The organism is Lentzea pudingi, assembly GCF_014646255.1.
Taxonomy (GTDB): Bacteria; Actinomycetota; Actinomycetes; order Mycobacteriales; family Pseudonocardiaceae; genus Lentzea; species Lentzea pudingi.
The window spans coordinates 142,911-159,335 of record NZ_BMNC01000008.1 but is presented as its reverse complement, the minus strand read 5'-3'; the positions used below and the strand labels follow the sequence as shown (position 1 = coordinate 159,335).

General features: G+C 69.6%; 11 protein-coding genes. 2 read left to right on the top strand and 9 right to left on the bottom strand.

What is annotated here, in order from left to right:
* The first annotated feature begins 12 nt into the window (after nucleotides 1-12).
* Complete coding sequence (locus IEY88_RS27200) at nucleotides 13-2,280, top strand: cellulase family glycosylhydrolase (protein WP_189157684.1); 2,268 nt, start codon at nucleotides 13-15, stop codon at nucleotides 2,278-2,280.
* A gap of 138 nt (nucleotides 2,281-2,418) precedes the next feature.
* The gene (locus tag IEY88_RS27195; RefSeq protein ID WP_229693809.1) at nucleotides 2,419-5,511 is read left to right on the top strand and encodes a family 78 glycoside hydrolase catalytic domain; all 3,093 of its coding nucleotides are present in this window, start codon (nucleotides 2,419-2,421) and stop codon (nucleotides 5,509-5,511) included.
* 42 nt (nucleotides 5,512-5,553) lie between these two features.
* On the opposite strand, the gene IEY88_RS27190 is transcribed toward IEY88_RS27195, so the two are convergent.
* The 9 genes from IEY88_RS27190 to IEY88_RS27150 all read right to left on the bottom strand — a co-directional run bounded on the left by IEY88_RS27190 (nucleotide 5,554) and on the right by IEY88_RS27150 (nucleotide 16,375).
* Complete coding sequence (locus IEY88_RS27190) at nucleotides 5,554-7,032, bottom strand: family 43 glycosylhydrolase (RefSeq protein WP_229693808.1); 1,479 nt, start codon at nucleotides 7,030-7,032, stop codon at nucleotides 5,554-5,556.
* A gap of 169 nt (nucleotides 7,033-7,201) precedes the next feature.
* Nucleotides 7,202-8,422, bottom strand: a complete 1,221-nt coding sequence (locus IEY88_RS27185; RefSeq protein ID WP_189157683.1) for an SGNH/GDSL hydrolase family protein — start codon at nucleotides 8,420-8,422, stop codon at nucleotides 7,202-7,204.
* Between the two features lie 104 nt (nucleotides 8,423-8,526).
* A complete protein-coding gene (locus tag IEY88_RS27180) occupies nucleotides 8,527-9,825 on the bottom strand; it encodes a rhamnulokinase (protein WP_189157682.1) in 1,299 nt (432 codons plus the stop codon).
* The gene (locus tag IEY88_RS27175; RefSeq protein ID WP_229693807.1) at nucleotides 9,822-11,846 is read right to left on the bottom strand and encodes a bifunctional aldolase/short-chain dehydrogenase; all 2,025 of its coding nucleotides are present in this window, start codon (nucleotides 11,844-11,846) and stop codon (nucleotides 9,822-9,824) included. The genes IEY88_RS27180 and IEY88_RS27175 overlap by 4 nt, the downstream gene beginning before the upstream one ends.
* Nucleotides 11,846-13,000 carry an L-rhamnose isomerase gene (rhaI, locus tag IEY88_RS27170; protein ID WP_189157680.1) on the bottom strand — a complete coding sequence of 385 codons (1,155 nt, stop codon included), beginning with the start codon at nucleotides 12,998-13,000 and terminating at the stop codon, nucleotides 11,846-11,848. The genes IEY88_RS27175 and rhaI overlap by 1 nt, the downstream gene beginning before the upstream one ends.
* A 17-nt stretch (nucleotides 13,001-13,017) precedes the next feature.
* Nucleotides 13,018-13,329 (bottom strand): L-rhamnose mutarotase, encoded by a 312-nt coding sequence (locus IEY88_RS27165; protein WP_189157679.1) that lies wholly within the window; start codon nucleotides 13,327-13,329, stop codon nucleotides 13,018-13,020.
* 1 nt (nucleotide 13,330) lies between these two features.
* Nucleotides 13,331-14,392, bottom strand: coding sequence for a rhamnose ABC transporter substrate-binding protein (gene rhaS, locus IEY88_RS27160; RefSeq protein WP_229693806.1), 1,062 nt, complete (start codon nucleotides 14,390-14,392; stop codon nucleotides 13,331-13,333).
* Nucleotides 14,389-15,348: an ABC transporter permease gene (locus IEY88_RS27155; protein ID WP_189157678.1), complete on the bottom strand. Its 960-nt coding sequence runs from the start codon at nucleotides 15,346-15,348 to the stop codon at nucleotides 14,389-14,391. The genes rhaS and IEY88_RS27155 overlap by 4 nt, the downstream gene beginning before the upstream one ends.
* Nucleotides 15,341-16,375: an ABC transporter permease gene (locus tag IEY88_RS27150; protein WP_189157677.1), complete on the bottom strand. Its 1,035-nt coding sequence runs from the start codon at nucleotides 16,373-16,375 to the stop codon at nucleotides 15,341-15,343. The genes IEY88_RS27155 and IEY88_RS27150 overlap by 8 nt, the downstream gene beginning before the upstream one ends.
* Between the last annotated feature and the right edge of the window lie 50 nt (nucleotides 16,376-16,425).

Sequence of the window (16,425 nt, the reverse complement as noted above, 5' to 3'; positions counted from 1 at the left end):
CTGGAGGTCGTTGTGACCTTGAGACTTCTCCGAGCGGTGGTGACAGGCCTGCTGCTGGCGGCCTGCGTGGTCATCGCTCCTGCCGCCACGGCGAACGCCGCCGCGCCCACCCGGATCATGGCGCTCGGCGACTCCATCACCGGCAACCCGGGGTGCTGGCGGGCGCTCCTCTGGAAGCACCTGCAGGACACCGGGCACACCAACGTCGACTTCGTCGGCTCGCAGCCGTCGCAGGGCTGCGGCTTCACCCACGACGGCGAGAACGAGGGCCACGGCGGGTTTCTCGCGACGAACATCGCCAGGGACAACCTCCTCCCGGGCTGGCTCTCCTCGGCGCGGCCGGACGTGGTGCTCATGCACCTGGGCACCAACGACGTGTGGAGCAACATCCCCGCGAGCACGATCCTGGGCGCCTTCAGCACGTTGCTCGGCCAGATGCGGGCGAGCAACCCGGCGATGAAGCTGGTCGTGGCCCAGATCATCCCGATGAACCCGTCGAACTGCTCCGCCTGCGGGCAGCGCGTCGTCGACCTCAACAGCGCGATCCCCGGCTGGGCGCGGGCCAACAGCACGGCGGCCTCCCCGATCACCGTGGTGGACCAGTGGACCGGGTTCGACACCGCCGCCGACACCGGTGACGGCGTGCACCCCAACTCCACCACGGGGATCCAGAAGATCGAGAGCCGCTGGTACCCGGCGGTCGTGGCCGCCCTGGGGGCCGAACCCCCGGCCGCGGCGGGCCTCCGGGTCGACGGCACGCGGGTCGTCGAGGCCAACGGCACGCCGTTCGTGATGCGGGGCGTGAACCACGCGCACGTCTGGTACCAGTCGCAGACCAGGGCGTTCGCGGACATCAAGTCCTTCGGTGCCAACACGGTCCGCGTCGTGCTCGGCAGCGGCCAGCGGTGGGGCCCGACCCCGGCGGCGGAGGTCGGGACCGTCATCGGGCTGTGCAAGCAGTCCAAGCTGATCTGCGTGCTGGAGGTGCACGACACCACCGGGTACGGCGAGCAGAGCGGGGCCGCGACCCTCGACCAGGCGGCGAGCTACTGGATCAGCGTGGCCAGTGCGTTGAAGGGGCAGGAGAACTACGTCGTCATCAACCTCGGCAACGAGCCGTTCGGCAACAACGCCCAGGTCAGTGCCACGTGGGCGAGCGCGACGAGCAGTGCGATAAGCCGCCTGCGCGGTGCCGGGCTGCAACACCTGCTGATGGCCGACGCGCCGATGTGGGGCCAGGACTGGGGCAACATCATGCGCGACAACGCGGCCTCGGTGCTGAACGCCGACCCGCAGCGCAACACCGTGTTCTCCATCCACATGTACGGCGTCTACAACACCGCGGACAAGGTCAACGCCTACTTCGACTCGTTCCGGACGGCGGGGCTGCCGCTGGTGGTCGGGGAGTTCGGGCACAACCACAGCGACGGCGACCCGGACGAGGACACGATCCTCGCCCAGGCGCAGGCTCGCGGTCTCGGGTACCTCGGCTGGTCGTGGAGCGGCAACAGCAGCGACGTCGCGTACCTCGACATGGTCAACTCGTTCAACCCGGCGAGCCTCACGTCGTGGGGTGAGCGGATCCTCAACGGCGCCAACGGGATCCGGCAGACCTCGAAGGAGGCCACGATCTACGGCGGGGGCAACCCCGGCGACACCCAGCCGCCGTCCACGCCGGGCACCCCGGTGGCGTCCGGCGTGACGTCCAGTGGTCTCACGCTGACCTGGACGGCGTCGACGGACAACGTCGGCGTCACGGGTTACGACGTGTACCGGGCCGTGGGCAGTGGTTCGTTCGCCTTGGTCGGCTCGGCGGCCGGTGCGTCGTTCGCGGACAGCGGCCTGACGCCGTCGACCACCTACCGGTACCAGGTGCGGGCCAAGGACGCCGCCGGCAACGTGTCGGCGACCTCGGGCATCGGGTCGGCGACGACCGGCGCCGGTGGCGGCACCGGGGCCTGCAAGGTCGGCTACTCCGGCCAGAACTGGGGCGGTGGCAACGGTTTCACCGCGAGCGTGACCATCACGAACACGGGCACGAGCGCGCTGAACGGCTGGACCTTGGCGTTCAGCTTCGCGAACGGCCAGCGCGTGACGCTGCCGGGGTGGGGTGCGACGTTCGCCCAGTCCGGGGCGGCCGTGACGGCGACCAACCTGAGCTGGAACGGCAGTCTCGCGCCGAACGCGTCGACGAACATCGGGTTCAACGGCACGTTCAGCGGGTCGAACCCGGCGCCGTCATCGTTCACGCTGAACGGGAGCACCTGCACGATCGCCTGATCCTTCACACGATTCAACAGGCTGTCCGTTAGCGGACAGCCTGTTGTCGTGCGCCTTGACACACCTCCATCTACGCAACACCCTGGACCCGCCGCCGCGATTGAAACGTTTCATGCCAGCGACGAAGGTGGAGTCGACGTGCGCAGACGGATGTTCCTCACGACGTCGGCGGTTGGGCTGACCGCCACCGCACTGCCGGTCGGGGTGGCACATGCCGCGCCGGAGGAGCGCGACGGTGGGTTGCGGGTGGTGCGCACGACCGTCGAGTACGCGGAAACGTTGCTGGGCACGGACGTCACCGTGCCCCGGCTGGCCTGGGTGCTCGCGGCCGGTGGCACGGGCGCCCGGCAGACCGCCTACCAGGTCGAGGTCGGCACCGCGCCCGGACGCGCGGACGTCTGGCAGTCCGGCCGGGTCGCCTCCGACCGCACCACGGGAATCGCGTTCGGTGGCAAGGAACTGCGGCCGCGCACCCGTTACCACTGGCGGGTCCGGGTGTGGGACGGCGCCGGGCGGCCGTCGGCGTGGAGCACCACGAACTGGTGGGAGACGGCGCTGCTCGGCACGCTGTGGCAAGCGCGGTGGATCGGCGCCGAGGACACGTCGATCGGCCTCGCCGGCGCGCGGTGGATCTGGTCGGAGACGACCCCGGCCGCGACCCGGTGGTTCCGCACGTCGGTCGACTTGCCGGCGGACGCGGTCCGCGCCCGGCTCGTCGCGACCGCCGACGACGACTTCACGTTGTACGTCAACGGTTCTGAAGTGGTGCACGTGCCGGAGCAGGTCGACGTGTGGAAGGTCGGGCAGCGTGCCGGCGTGACCCGCCTGGCAGGCCGGCGGATCGTGCTGGCCGCGCGAGCGACGAACCGTTCCGCCGGCCCTGCCGGACTGCTGCTGCGGTTGCTCGTCGAGCTTCCCGGCGGTGAGCGCGAGATCGTCACCGGACCCGGCTGGAAGGTCACGTCGAGCGAGCAACCAGGCTGGCAGGCACCGGACTTCGACGACTCGGCGTGGGTTCCCGCGACCGTGCTCGACCCGTACGGCTCCGGCCCGTGGGGAGCGAACGTCACGGTGGAGGAACAGCCCGCGCCGTTGCTGCGCAGGGAGTTCGCGGTGACCAAGCCGGTGAGGCGCGCCCGCCTGTACGTCAGCGGCCTTGCCTACCACGAGACGGAGATCAACGGTCGCCGCGTCGGCGACCGCGTGCTCGATCCCGGCTTCACCGACTACGACAAGACCGTCCTGTACGCGACGCACGACGTCACGAACCTGGTTCGCAAGGGCCGCAACGCGATCGGTGTGACGCTGGGCCGCGGTTTCTACGGCATGAAGACCCCGAACGTGTGGCGGTGGGAGCGCCCGCCGTGGCACGACGAGCCGAAACTGCTGGCGCAGCTGGAGATCGACCACCCGGACGGCACCCGCACGGTGATCGCGTCGGACGAGCAGTGGCGCCTGACCGACGGTCCCACCGTGTCGAACTCGCTCTACACCGGCGAGACCTACGACGCCCGCCTCGCCCCGCGCGACTGGACCCGTCCGGGTTTCGACGACGGCTCGTGGCAGCGCACGTCAGTACGCCCAGCGCCCCGCGGTTCATTGCGGGCCCAGGAACACGAGCCGATCCGGGTGATCGAGTCGGTGACGCCGACTGTGAGCGTGCTCGAGCCCGGCGTGTTCGTGGCCGACATGGGCCGCACGATGTCGGGCTGGACGAAGCTCACCGTGAACGCTCCCGCGGGCACGGTGGTGCGGCTCAAGCACGGGGAGACGCTGAACTCGGATGGCAGCGTTCACATCGAGAACGGCCACGTCAGCGGCGGCCGCATCCAACTCGACGAGTACGTCTGCGCAGACGGCACCGGCACGTGGGAACCGAAGTTCTCCTACAAGGGCTTCCGCTACGTCGAGGTGACGGGCCTGACCACGGCACCGCAGCTCGTCGGCCGCCTCGTACACTCCGACGTCCCACGGGTCAGCACGTTCCGCTGCTCCGAGCCGTTGTTCGAGCAGTACGACGCCGCGATGCGCCGCACCGTCGCGAACAACCTGCACGGCATCCCCACCGACACCCCGACCTACGAGAAGAACGGCTGGACGGGCGACGCCCAGGTGGGCGCACCGTCGATGCTCGCCGAGTTCGGCATGGCGAAGTTCTTCACCAAGTGGCTCGGCGACCTCGCGGACAGCCAGGACGCGGCGGGCCAGCTCCCGGTGATCGTGCCGAGCGGGGGCTGGGGCTACCGCGAACTGGCGCCCGCCCCCGAGTGGACGACCGTGTACCCGTTCGTGCTGCGGGAGATGTACCGCGTCTACGGCGACTCGAGGCTGCCCGAGCAGCACTGGCCGGTGCTCACCCGCTACCTGGACTGGGAGATCGGCAGACTCCGCGACGGCCTCGCCGTCACCGCGCTGGGCGACTTCCTCCCGCCGGACTCCGGCGGCATCCCGCCCGAGGACACCCGCCTCACCGCGACCGCGTACCTCTACCGAGCCCTGCTGCACACCGCCGAACTGGGTGACGTGATCGGCAAGCCCGTGCCGCGCTACCGCGAGGTGGCCGCTGGTTTGCTGGCAGCGTTCAACAAGGCCTTTCTGGACGGTTACTACCGAACTTCACGCGATCCTGACTACCGGCAGACGTCCAACGCGATCCCGCTGGCGTTCGGCATGGTGCCCGCCGGTTCCGTCCAGGCGGTCGCGGACAAGCTCGCTTCGGAGGTCCGGGCCAACGGCAACCACGTCAACGTGGGCTGCCTCGGCGCCAGCGTGCTGCTGCAGGCGTTGAGCGACAACGGACACGCCGATGTCGCCTTTGCCATGGCCACCGAACGTTCCTACCCGAGCTGGGGCCACTGGTTCTCGAACGGCGCCGACTCCATGTGGGAGATGTGGGACACCGGCACCCGCTCGCGCAACCACTACTTCAAGGGCACGCTCGTCCAGTGGCTGTACGAGCACGTCGCCGGGTTGCGACCGGGGGACGAGGGCTACCGGACGTTCGTGGTCCGGCCCTCCGTGACCACGCTGTCCTGGGCGCGGTTCGAGTTCGAGAGCGTGCGGGGCCGGATCGTCGTTGCCTGGGCGAAGGTGGACGGGGTGGTGCGGCTGACCGTCGAGGTGCCGGTGGGGGCCACTGCTGAGGTGCACGTGCCTGGGGCGGGCGCGGTGAAGGTGCCGCACGGGCGTTGGACGTTCGACGGACGGGGCGCGGCGGTGCCGGCTTCGTGATGACAGGTGGGGGTGGGTGTCGTGCCCACCCCCACCCGCAGATCAGCGGTGGGACACGGCGAAGTTGTCGAAGGCCGCGCCGGTGTTGAACACGCGCACACCGTTGGCCCCGCTGGAGAAGCTGGTGTCGGTCACCGTGATCTTCGGCGTGGCCATGTCACCGACGTACACCTTGATGGCCGAGCCGATCGCCTCCACCCGCAGGTGGTGCCGGACGTTCGGCCGGACGCTCACCGGGGCCGACGCGAGCTGCGTCCAGTTGTTGTCGGCCTTGCCGAGCAGGACCCGTCCGCTACCGGTGATCCCGGCGTAGTAACCGCGATAGGCGTCCGTGCCGGTCGTCGCCTGCGTCGCGCGGAACACGAGCCCGCTGTCGCCGTTCGCTGAACTGGGCGTGATGTCGGCGTCCTGCACGAAATTGGAGAAGTTCGTGTCCAGCAAGGACTTCCCGCCGAACGACGCCCCGGTCTGGTACCTGCCACCACTCGCCGACCAGCTGCCGCCGTGTGCAGTCCAGCCGATGGCGTTGTTGTCGTCGAAGTTGTCCTTGACCCGCATGGTCACCGGCTGGATGGTGCCGTCGGCGTTGAAGGTCATCCGGTCGTAGGCGAGCTGCCGGTCGTTGGCGCCGGTGCGGCTGAGCGGGCGCCGGTGGTAGACGATGTACCAGATGTCCGTGCCGGGCACGTTGATCACCGAGTTGTGGCCGGATCCCCTTGCCACTGCGGCGTCCTGGGCGAGGACGCGGCTGAGTTTCGTGAACGGGCCGGTGGGGGAGTCGGAGATGGCGTAGGACACGGCGTAGTTCGGGCCGGTCCAGCCGTCCTCGGACCACATGAAGTAGTACTTGCCGTTGCGCTTGAACATCTGCGAACCCTCGGTGAAGTTCGCCGGGGTGATCTCCTTGTAAGTGCTGCCGTCGGGGAACTGGCCGAGACTCGTCATGTCCTCGTTCAGCTTCACCACGTTCGCATGACCCCAGCCGCCGTAGTACATGTACGCCTGACCGTCGTCGTCAACGAACACGTCCTGGTCGATGGGCTGCGCGCCGTTGACGAACTGGCTGATCAACGGCTTGCCGATCGCGTCCCGGTACGGCCCCTCCGGCCGGTCGGCGACCGCGACACCGATGCCGCCCAGCTCGGAGTTGCTCTGGATGTCGTTGGCGCCGAAGTACAGGTAGTACTTGCCGTTGCGCTGCACGGGAGCGGGCGCCCAGACCGCCCGGCGCGCCCACGAGACGTTCGCGGTGGTGAGGACGTTGGGGTGCTTGGTCCAGCTGACGAGGTCGGCCGAGGAGAAGGCGTCGAGGTACGTCTGCTGGTCGTAGGGCCGCGACGAGGTGGGGAAGACCCAGTACCTGTTGCCGTAGACGGCGACGTCCGGGTCCGCGTACCACCCGTCCACGAAGGGGTTGCCGGCCTCGGCCGTCGAGAAGTCAGGCGCGGCGGACGAGGCCACAGCGGGCACGCCGCCGAGCAGGGAGAGGGCCAGGGCCGCCAGGACGATCTTTGACGTCACGTCTCGTCCAATCTGCAGGGCGTATTTACAACGTTGTAAACACGGTGTGCATCGATCCAAACACCCGCCGCGCACACCTGTCCAGATCGGCGATGCGTTCGTGCAGGTCAGCGGATCCGTGCCGGGAGCGCGGAGTAGCTGCGCGCGGCCCGGAAGAGGCGGTGGACGGTCAACGGAAGAGCTTGAGCGGTACCGCCTCCGCGAGCATGCGGTAGCCGGTGGGGTTGAGGTGCAGGTGATCGCCGACGTCCGCGGCCGGGAGCAGCCTCTGCGGACTCGCCGGATCGCGGACGGCGGCGTCGAAGTCGAGGACGGCGTCGAAGTGGTTCGCGCGGACCCAGCTGTTCACCGTTCGCCTGGCGTCCTCGCGGAAGCCGGCGTCGTAACCGCTGCCGCCGAACGGCAGCAGCGTCGCGCCGTACACCTTGATGTCGTGCGCATGGGCGCGGTCGAGGATCTGCTGGTAGGCGGCGATGAGGTCGTCGGCGACCGTTTTCTGTGCCGGTTCGGCGGAGTCGGCCGTGCCGATGTCGTTGACGCCCTCGAACAGGATCAGCCACCGGACTCCGCTCTGCGCCAGCAGGTCGCGGTCGAGCCGGGCCAGCACGCTGGGGCCGAGGCCGTCGGCGAGCACCCGGTTGCCGCCGGCGGCCTGGTTCAGCACGGCGACCCGGCCCTTCAGGCGGTCGGCGAGGCGGTCGGGCCAGCGGTCGTTGCCGTTGGTGGTGGAGCCGCGGCCGTCGCTCAGCGAGTCGCCGATCACCACGACACCGGACGCGGTCGACAGCACTTCGACGCCGCTGAGGAAGTACCAGTGGTCGGTGGGGGTCGCGCCGGGCAGATCGGCGGCCTCGGTGTGGTTGCCTGCCAGCAGGTGGGACGTGGTGCGGGAGCCGGGGTGCGAGGTGATCTCGCTGGACGCCTGCCCCTGCGCGAGATAGGCGGTCACGGTGAGGTTGGTGCCTGGAGCCAGGGTGAGGTCCAGCGGGTCTGAGACGATCAGCGCGCCCCTCGCGACGTCCACAGAGGACCGGCCGTTGAAGGTCACCCGGTGCACCGTGCCGGTCTGGATCGCACTGGCGCCCGCGCGGCCGTCCTCCGGGAGGGCGACGGTGACCGCGGTGAGCGGCAGGATCGCGCCGCCGAACGCGTTGCTGAACCGCAGCCGCAGCCGTCGCCCGCCGAGGGTGACCCGGACGGTCTGGCGCAGTGTCGCGTCGGCCATGACCAGGTCTGGTCGTGTGAACGGCGGGGGCGGCATGTTGCCTGGTTCGGTGAGCTGCGGCATGGACGTCCAGGCGTGGACCCAGCGCGTGCGGCCCGAGGCCTGTGCGGTGGCGGGAACGAGCACGCCGGTGGCGGCGAGACCGAGGAACGAGCGCCTGCGCATCCTCCCAAGCTACCGGCTAGAACCGGAAGTCGGCGGGGTGATTCACGCTCACGGGAAGAGACAGCCGCTGACCGCGTCGAATCGGAATTCGACATTCGACATCGTCAGCGGGGGAGATGGCGCCGCAACGGCTGCGACTCCCGCACCAGCTTCCTCAGGTCTCGCAGGGTGCCCTGCGCCGCGCCGACCGCGCGTGCCTGCACCAGGACGTTGCCCAATGCGGTGGCCTCGGCGGGGCCGGCGATCACCGGCAATCCGCACGCGTCCGCGGTGAGCTGGCACAGCAACTCGTTGCGCGAGCCGCCGCCGACGATGTGCACGACCTCGACTTCCTTGCCGGACAACCGCTGGGCGTCCGCGACCGCATCGCGGTGTGCAGCTGCGAGACTGTCCAAAACGGACCGGACGATCTCCGGCCTGGTCATCGTTCGCCCGCACGCGCGCTCGATCCGCGCCGGCATGTCGCCGGGCGGGAGGAACACGGGGTCGTTGGGGTCGAACACCGAACCGGTCGCCGCACCAGCCTCCTGCAGCAACGGCTCCAGGGCGGCGTCCCAGGTTCGCAGGCACTCCTGCAGCAGCCACAGGCCCATCACGTTGCGGAGGTAGCGGATCGTGCCGTCGACGCCGCCCTCGTTGGTGAAGTTGGCGGCCCGGCTCTCGGCGGTGAGGACCGGGAAGTCGAGCTCGACGCCGACCAACGACCAGGTGCCGCAAGAGATGTAGGCGAACCGGTCGTGGGAGGCGGGTACGGCGACGACGGCGGACGCGGTGTCGTGTGAGCCGACCGCGGTGACGGGGATGCCCTTGAAGGTGCCCGCGGGGTCGCCGGGACGACGTAGGTCGGTGAGCAGGCCGGGTGGGAGGTCGCGGGTCAGTTCGGGTGACCACTGTCCTGTTCGGACGTCGATCAGGCCGGTCGTGGTGGCGTTGGTGTACTCAGTGCCGCACCGGCCGGTCAGCCAGTACGAGAGCAGGTCTGGGATCAGCAGGAGGCGGGACGCCTGGGGGAGCAGCGGTTCGGCCATGAGCTGGAACATCGTGTTGAACGGCTGGAACTGCAGGCCGTTCAGCTCGTAGAGGCCTTCCCGAGGTTCAGCACCGGCCGTGCGGGAGTCGCGGTAGTGCACCGGGTTGCCGAGCAGTTCGCCGGACTCGTCGAGCAGGCCGTAGTCGACCGCCCAGCTGTCGATGCCGATGCTCGACACGGGTCCGGCGAGCCTCAGGCCGGTGAGGACCTCATGGTAGAGCGCGGGCAGGTCCCAGTGCAGAGAGCCGTCCACGTGCACCGGGCCGTTGGCGAACCGGTGCACGTCCTCGATGTGAACGTTGCCATCGGCTACGACCCCGCGCACCACCCGGCCGCTGGACGCGCCGAGGTCGACGGCCGCTACGGCTGTCATCGCAGGAACGCCGCTGCCACACCGGCGTCGACCGGCACGTGCAGGCCGGTCGTCAGTGACAGATCGCCTGCTGTCAAAGCGAACACTGCCGCTGCCACGTGCGAGGGCAGCACTTCGCGCTTGAGCAGTGTGCGCTGGGCGTAGAACTCGCCGAGCTTGTCCTCGGGCACGCCGTAGACGGCGGCGCGCTGGGCGCCCCAGCCGCCCGCGAAGATGCCCGAGCCGCGGACCACGCCGTCCGGGTTGACGCCGTTGACGCGGATGCCGTCCTCGCCCAGTTCGGCCGCCAGCAACCGGACCTGGTGCGCCTGGTTCGCCTTGGCCGCCCCGTACGCGACGTTGTTCGGGCCGGCGAAGACCGCGTTCTTGCTGGAGATGTAGACGATGTCGCCGCCGATGCCCTGGGCGCGCATGACCTTGGCGGCCTGCTGCGAGACCAGGAACGAGCCCTTGGCCATCACGTCGTGCTGCAGGTCCCAGTCGGCCTCGGTGGTGTCCGCGAGAGGCTTGGAGATCGACAGCCCGGCGTTGTTCACCACCAGGTCTACGCCCCCGAACGCGAGCACCGCCGCGCGGAACGCCTCGGCGATGCCCGGCCCGTCCGTGACGTCGACGGTCACCGGCACGGCCACGTCGGACGAACCGATGCCTTCGGCGACCGCACGTGCCGCGTCACCGTCGCGGTCGGCGACCACCACGCACGCGCCCTCGGCGGCCAGCCGTTCGGCGACCGCCCGGCCGATGCCCGATCCGCCACCGGTGACGAGCGCGACGCGGGTCGCCAAGGGCTTCGGCTTCGGCATCCGTTGCAGCTTGGCCTCTTCCAAGGCCCAGTACTCGATGCCGAACTTCTCGCCCTCGTCGATCGGCGCATACCGCGAGACCGATTCGGCGCCCCGCATCACGTTGATGGCGTTCACGTAGAACTCGCCGGCCACGCGGGCGGTCTGCTTGTCGCGGCCGAAGCTGAACATGCCCACGCCCGGCACGAGGACGATCGCCGGGTCGGCGCCGCGCATCGCTGGGCTGTCCGGGGAAGCGTGCCGTTCGTAGTAGGAGCGGTAGTCCTCGCGGTACGCCTCGTGCAGCTCCTTCAACCGCTCCACGACATCAGCCAGCGGTGCACCAACCGGCAGGTCGAGCACGAGCGGCCGGACCTTCGTGCGCAGGAAGTGGTCGGGGCACGACGTGCCGAGCGCCGCCAGTTCCGGATGCCGTTCCCGTGCAAGGAAGTCGAGCACGACTTCGGAGTCGGTGAAGTGGCCGACCTGCGGGCTGTCGGTGGACGCCAGGCCGCGGATCACCGGCGCGAGCTCGGCGGCGCGAACGCGGCGATCCTCAGCAGGCAGAGCGGAGTGCACGACCGGCCCGAACGGCTCGGCGCGGCCGTGTTCGTCGAGGTAGCGTTGCGCGGTCTCGATGATCTCCAGCGAGTGAGCCTCGCACTCGTCGCTCGTCGCACCCCACGCCGTGATGCCGTGCCCGCCCAGGATCACGCCGATCGCCTGCGGGTTGTCCCGCTTCACCGCGGCGATGTCCAGTCCCAGCTGGAAACCGGGCCGCCGCCACGGCACCCACACCACGCGCTCGCCGAAGCACGCCTTGACCAGTGCCTCGCCGTCCGCCGCCGTGGCGAACGCGATGCCGGCGTCCGGGTGCAGGTGGTCGACGTGACTCGCGTCGACCAGGCCGTGCATGGCCGTGTCGATCGACGGCGCCGCGCCACCCCTGCCGTGCAGGCAGTAGTCGAACGCGGCGACCATCTCGTCCTCGCGCTCGACTCCCGGATACACCTCGGTCAGCGCGTGCAGCCGGTCCAGGCGCAGCACGGCGAGCCCGGACTCCTTCAGCGTGCCCAGGTCACCACCGGATCCCTTGACCCATATCACTTCCGCGGGCCGCCCGGTGGCGGGGTCGGTCACGGACCCCTTGGCCGAGGTGTTGCCACCGGCGTAGTTGGTGTTGCGCGGATCGGCGCCGAGCCGGTTGCTCCGGCCCAGCAGCGCTTCGACTTCGCTCATCACGCACCCCACCCGGCGGCGTCGCCACCGACTCGTTCCGCGACGATGCGCTCGGCGTACCCGGACCGCCGGTACGCGCCCATCGGGTCGGGGTCGAGCCCCATGTCCTCGCGCAGTTCCCGCAGCAGCGGCCGCACGTCGGTGTTGTAGGCGTCCATCAACGCCGCGTTCGCCTCCAGCACGTCACCGGCCCGCTGCGCCGCGTCCAACGCGCTGTGGTCGACCAGGAGCGCCTTCGCCGTGGCCTCCTGGACGTTGAGCACCGAGCGGATGATCGCCGGGATCTTCGGTTCCAGGTTGTGGCACTGGTCGAGCATGAACGCGATGCCGGCCGCGGGCTTCAGCGCGTCGGCCAGCACGATCTCGTGCATGATCCGGAACAGCTGGAACGGGTCGGCAGCCCCGGCCATCAGGTCGTCGTCGGCGTAGAAGCGCGAGTTGAAGTCGAACGCGCCGAGCTTGCCCGCCCGCAACAGGAACGCCACGATGAACTCGATGTTCGTGCCCGGCGCGTGGTGCCCGGTGTCGATCACGACCTGCGCCCGGTCGCCCAGCTGCTCGCAGTGCGCGTACGCCGTGCCCCAGTCCGGCACGTCCGTGGCGTAGAACGCGGGCTCGAAGAGCTTGTACTCCAGCAACATCCGCTGATCCGAGCCGAGTCGCGCATAGGTCTCCCGCAACGCGTCGGCAAGCCGGTCCTGGCGGGCGCGGACGTTGTCCTGGCCCGGGTAGTTCAGGCCGTCGGCGAACCAGAGCTTGAGATCGCGCGACCCCGTCTGGTCCATGATGTCGACGCACTCGAGCAGGTGCCCGATCGCCTTGCGCCGCACCAGCGGGTCCGGGTGGCAGACGCTGCCGAGCTTGTAGTCGTCGTCCTGGAAGACGTTGGAGTTGATGGCCCCCAACGCGATGCCGCGGTCCTGTGCGTACTCGGCCAGCTTCCCGAAGTCGTCCACGCGGTCCCACGGGATGTGCAACGCGACGGTCGGCGCCACACCGGTGAGCTTGTGCACCACCGCGGCGTCGTCGATCTTCTCGTACGGCGTGCGCGGAACTCCTTGCTGTGCGAACACCTTGAACCGGGTGCCGGAGTTGCCGTACGCCCACGACGGCGTCTCGATGCGCTGCTCGCGCAACGCGTCCTTCACGCTCATGTGTTCTCCCCAAAAGCTCAGTCGAGGTGGAAGACCTCGTCGAGGGGCCGCATCCGTTCGTCGGCGTTGCCGTCACCGACGAAGAACTCCGCCATCTCGGTCTGCCACCGCGCGTTCACCTCGGTGCGAGCCATCTCCGCGAGCGCCGCGTCGAAGTCGTCGCACTCCAGGTAGCCGACGAGCAGGCCGTCCTCGGCGAGGAAGAGTGAGTAGTTGTGCCAACCCGCCTCGCTGAGGGCAGCCCGCATCTCCGGCCACACCTCGCGGTGCCGCGCCCGGTAGGAGTCCAGACGGTCGGCGCGGACCCGCAAGGTGAAGCAGACGCGCATGTCAGAAGTCGAACTTGTCGATGTTGTCCTTGGTGAACACGGTCGGCGGGCCGAGCACGACCTCGCCCTTGGCGCCGATCGTGTAGTCACCGAGGTCGCCGGCCTTGTACTTCTCGCCCTCCGCACCGGTGATCTGCCCGGACACGAGCGCGGCTGCGGTGTAGGTGGCGAGGTAGCCGAGCTTCGCCGGGTCCCACAGCGAGAACGACTTCACGGTGCCGTCCTGGACGAACTTGCGCATCTGGTTCGGCGTGCCGAGACCGGTGAGCTGGACCTTGCCCTTGTACTCCGACGAGCTGAGGTAGCGGGCGGCGGCCGCGACACCCACGGTGGTCGGCGAGATGATGCCTTTGAGGTTCGGGTGCGCCTGCAGCAGACCCTGGGTCTTCTGGAACGACGTCTGGTCGTCGTCGTTGCCGTACGCGGTCTCCACGAGCTTGAGCCCCGCGAACTCGGGCTTCGCGAGCTCGGTCTTCATGACCTCGATCCACGCGTTCTGGTTGGTGGCGTTGGGGGTCGCGGACAGGATCGCGATCTCACCGCTGCCGCCGACCGCCTCGGAGATCAGCTTCACCTGGCCCGCCGCGATCTCGTTCGAGGTGGCCTGGTTGATGAACACGTCACGGGCGTCCGGCGCGGCGTCGGAGTCGAACGTGACGACCTTGAGTCCTTGTGAGCGTGCGCTCTTCAACGCGGGCGCCACGGCGTTGACGTCGTTCGCGGAGATCACCAGCGCGTCCTGCTTCTGCTGCGCGGCGGTGTTGATGTAGGTGACCTGCGAGGACGCGGCCGCGTCGGACGGCCCGGTCGGCTTGACCTCGGCCTTGATCGCCGTGCCCGCCTGCTCGGCGCCCTTCTGCGCCACCGTGAAGTACGGGTTGTTGACCTGCTTGGGCAGGAAGGTGATCTTCAGGCCCTCCTTGAGGGCCGCGCCGGGATCAGCCTTCGCGCCGTTGGTGGCGCCGCCGGTCTGGTCCGTCGCGCTGTCCTTGGTGGTGCCACCGCAGGCAGTGAGGGCGACGGCCCCGGACATCACCAGGGCGAGCACAAGCCGTGTTTTCATGGCGCGGCCTTTCGTAGGGTTCCGACGCGACGGGTGACGGATGGGGCTAGAACGCTCACCAGCAACAGCAGTCCGGTGACGATGGTGAGGACCTCGGTCGAGGTGTCCTGCAGGATCAGGAGGTTGCGCAGGCCGCCCAGCAGCAGCACGCCCGCGAGCACCCCGAAGAGCGTGCCCTTGCCGCCGAAGATGGACACGCCGCCGAGCAGCACGGCGGCGACGACGGCCAGTTCGAGCCCGAGGCCGTTGTCCGCGCGGGCGCTCGAGAAGCGGAACGTGTAGACGATGCCCGCGATCGCGGCCACGGCTCCGGCGAGCACGAAGAGCGACAGCTTCACGCGCTTGACCCGGATGCCGGAGAACCGCGCGCCTTCCTCGTTCGCGCCGATCGCGTAGACGGACCGGCCGAACGAGCTGGCGTGCAGGGCGACTCCGAACAGGACCGCGAGGACCGCGGCCAGCACGATCGGGTACGGGATGTCGGTGCCGGGCACCGGGGTCGTGCCGAACGACGTGTAGCTGGCCGGAAAGTCGGCGACCGCCGTGTCGCCGAGGACGACCAGCGCGAGACCGCGGTAGAGCGCCAAAGTACCGATGGTGACGGCCAGCGAGGGCAACCCGAGCCGCGTCACCAGCAGTCCGTTGACCGCCCCGCACACCGCGCCCGCCAGGATCACGGTCGGCAGGATGGTCTCGAGCGACCAGCCCGCGTTCCACAGCCAGCCGATCAACGCGCTGGACAGGCCGAGCACCGACGCGACGGACAGGTCGATCTCGCCCGCGACGATCACGAGCGTCAGCGGGAGGGCGATCAGCGCGATCTCGCCGATGTCGAGTCCGAGGTAGAAGAGGTTGCCACCGGACAGGAACGACCCGTCCGTGCTGACCTGTCCGGTCAGCGCCACCACGACCAGGAGGAACACCAGCGCGGTCTCCCACCGCAGGAGGTTACGCATGGCTGGTCCCTTCGGAGGTGCGCAGCGCCTTGGCCAGCCGCAGCGCCAGGAGCCGGTCGACGGTGATCGCGCTGAGCAGCAACGCGCCCGCGATCGCCTGCTGCCAGAAAGCGGGGATCTGCAGCACCACCAGGCAACTCGTGATCGTGCCCAGCAGCAACGCGCCGAGCGCCGCGCCTGTCACCGACCCGGATCCACCGAAGATCGCGACACCGCCGACCACGACCGCGGCGACCACCTGGAGTTCGAGGCCGGTGCCCGCCGCCGCGTCGACCGTGCCGTAGCGGGCCACCCACAGCGCGCCCGCGAGACCGGCGATCAGTCCGGAAAGGACGAACGTGGTGAGCGTGCGCCTGGCGACCGGGATGCCCGCGAGCGTCGCGGCCTCCGGGTTCGAGCCGATCGCGTACAACTCGCGGCCGGACCGGTACGAGCGCAGGTAGACGGCGGCGACCGCGACGACCACCAGGGTGATCAGCACGAGGATCGGGATGCCGAGGACGCGGGCGCTGCCGAGGTCCAGCAGGGCGTCGGGGAGGTTGGAGGCGTTGACCTGCTTGCCTTGGGCCAGCGCGAAGTCGACGCCGCGGAAGACGTACAGCGTGCCCAGTGTGACCACGAGGCTCGGGACGTTGCCCAGCGCGACCAGCAGGCCGTTGAGCAGTCCGCAGGCGAAGCCGACCGCGATGCCGAAGCCGATGCCCAGCAGCAGCGGGGTGCCGGGGTTGCCGGCGAAGTGCTGGGCGGTGAGGAAAGCCGACAGTCCCAGGACCGAGCCGACGGACAGGTCGACGTTGCGGGTGACGACCACCAGGGTCTGGCCCACCGCCAGGAGGGCGACGATGGAGGCGTTGAGGAGGAGGTCGCGCAGGCTTTGGGGCTGGATGAACCTCGGGTTCACGATCGCCGTCGGGATGACGACGAGGGCCAGGGCGACGACGATGCCGAGTTCGCGCACCCGGCCCACTCGGGTGGAGAGGCGGCGGGCGGCGGTTCGGCGGGACGGTGCCACCGCGGTCGTGGTCATCGAGTCACCTCCGCCCAGTCGCGGGAGGTGCGGGACGGCTCGGCCGTCTT

What these genes read in the sequence shown, in the direction of transcription:
- IEY88_RS27150 (WP_189157677.1), bottom strand. Translation starts at nt 16,375, where the DNA reads ATGACCACGACCGCGGTGGCACCGTCCCGCCGAACCGCCGCCCGCCGC.
- IEY88_RS27185 (WP_189157683.1), bottom strand. Translation starts at nt 8,422, where the DNA reads ATGCGCAGGCGCTCGTTCCTCGGTCTCGCCGCCACCGGCGTGCTCGTT.
- rhaI (WP_189157680.1), bottom strand. Translation starts at nt 13,000, where the DNA reads ATGAGCGTGAAGGACGCGTTGCGCGAGCAGCGCATCGAGACGCCGTCG.
- rhaS (WP_229693806.1), bottom strand. Translation starts at nt 14,392, where the DNA reads ATGAAAACACGGCTTGTGCTCGCCCTGGTGATGTCCGGGGCCGTCGCC.
- IEY88_RS27155 (WP_189157678.1), bottom strand. Translation starts at nt 15,348, where the DNA reads ATGCGTAACCTCCTGCGGTGGGAGACCGCGCTGGTGTTCCTCCTGGTC.
- IEY88_RS27175 (WP_229693807.1), bottom strand. Translation starts at nt 11,846, where the DNA reads ATGAGCGAAGTCGAAGCGCTGCTGGGCCGGAGCAACCGGCTCGGCGCC.
- IEY88_RS27180 (WP_189157682.1), bottom strand. Translation starts at nt 9,825, where the DNA reads ATGACAGCCGTAGCGGCCGTCGACCTCGGCGCGTCCAGCGGCCGGGTG.
- IEY88_RS27165 (WP_189157679.1), bottom strand. Translation starts at nt 13,329, where the DNA reads ATGCGCGTCTGCTTCACCTTGCGGGTCCGCGCCGACCGTCTGGACTCC.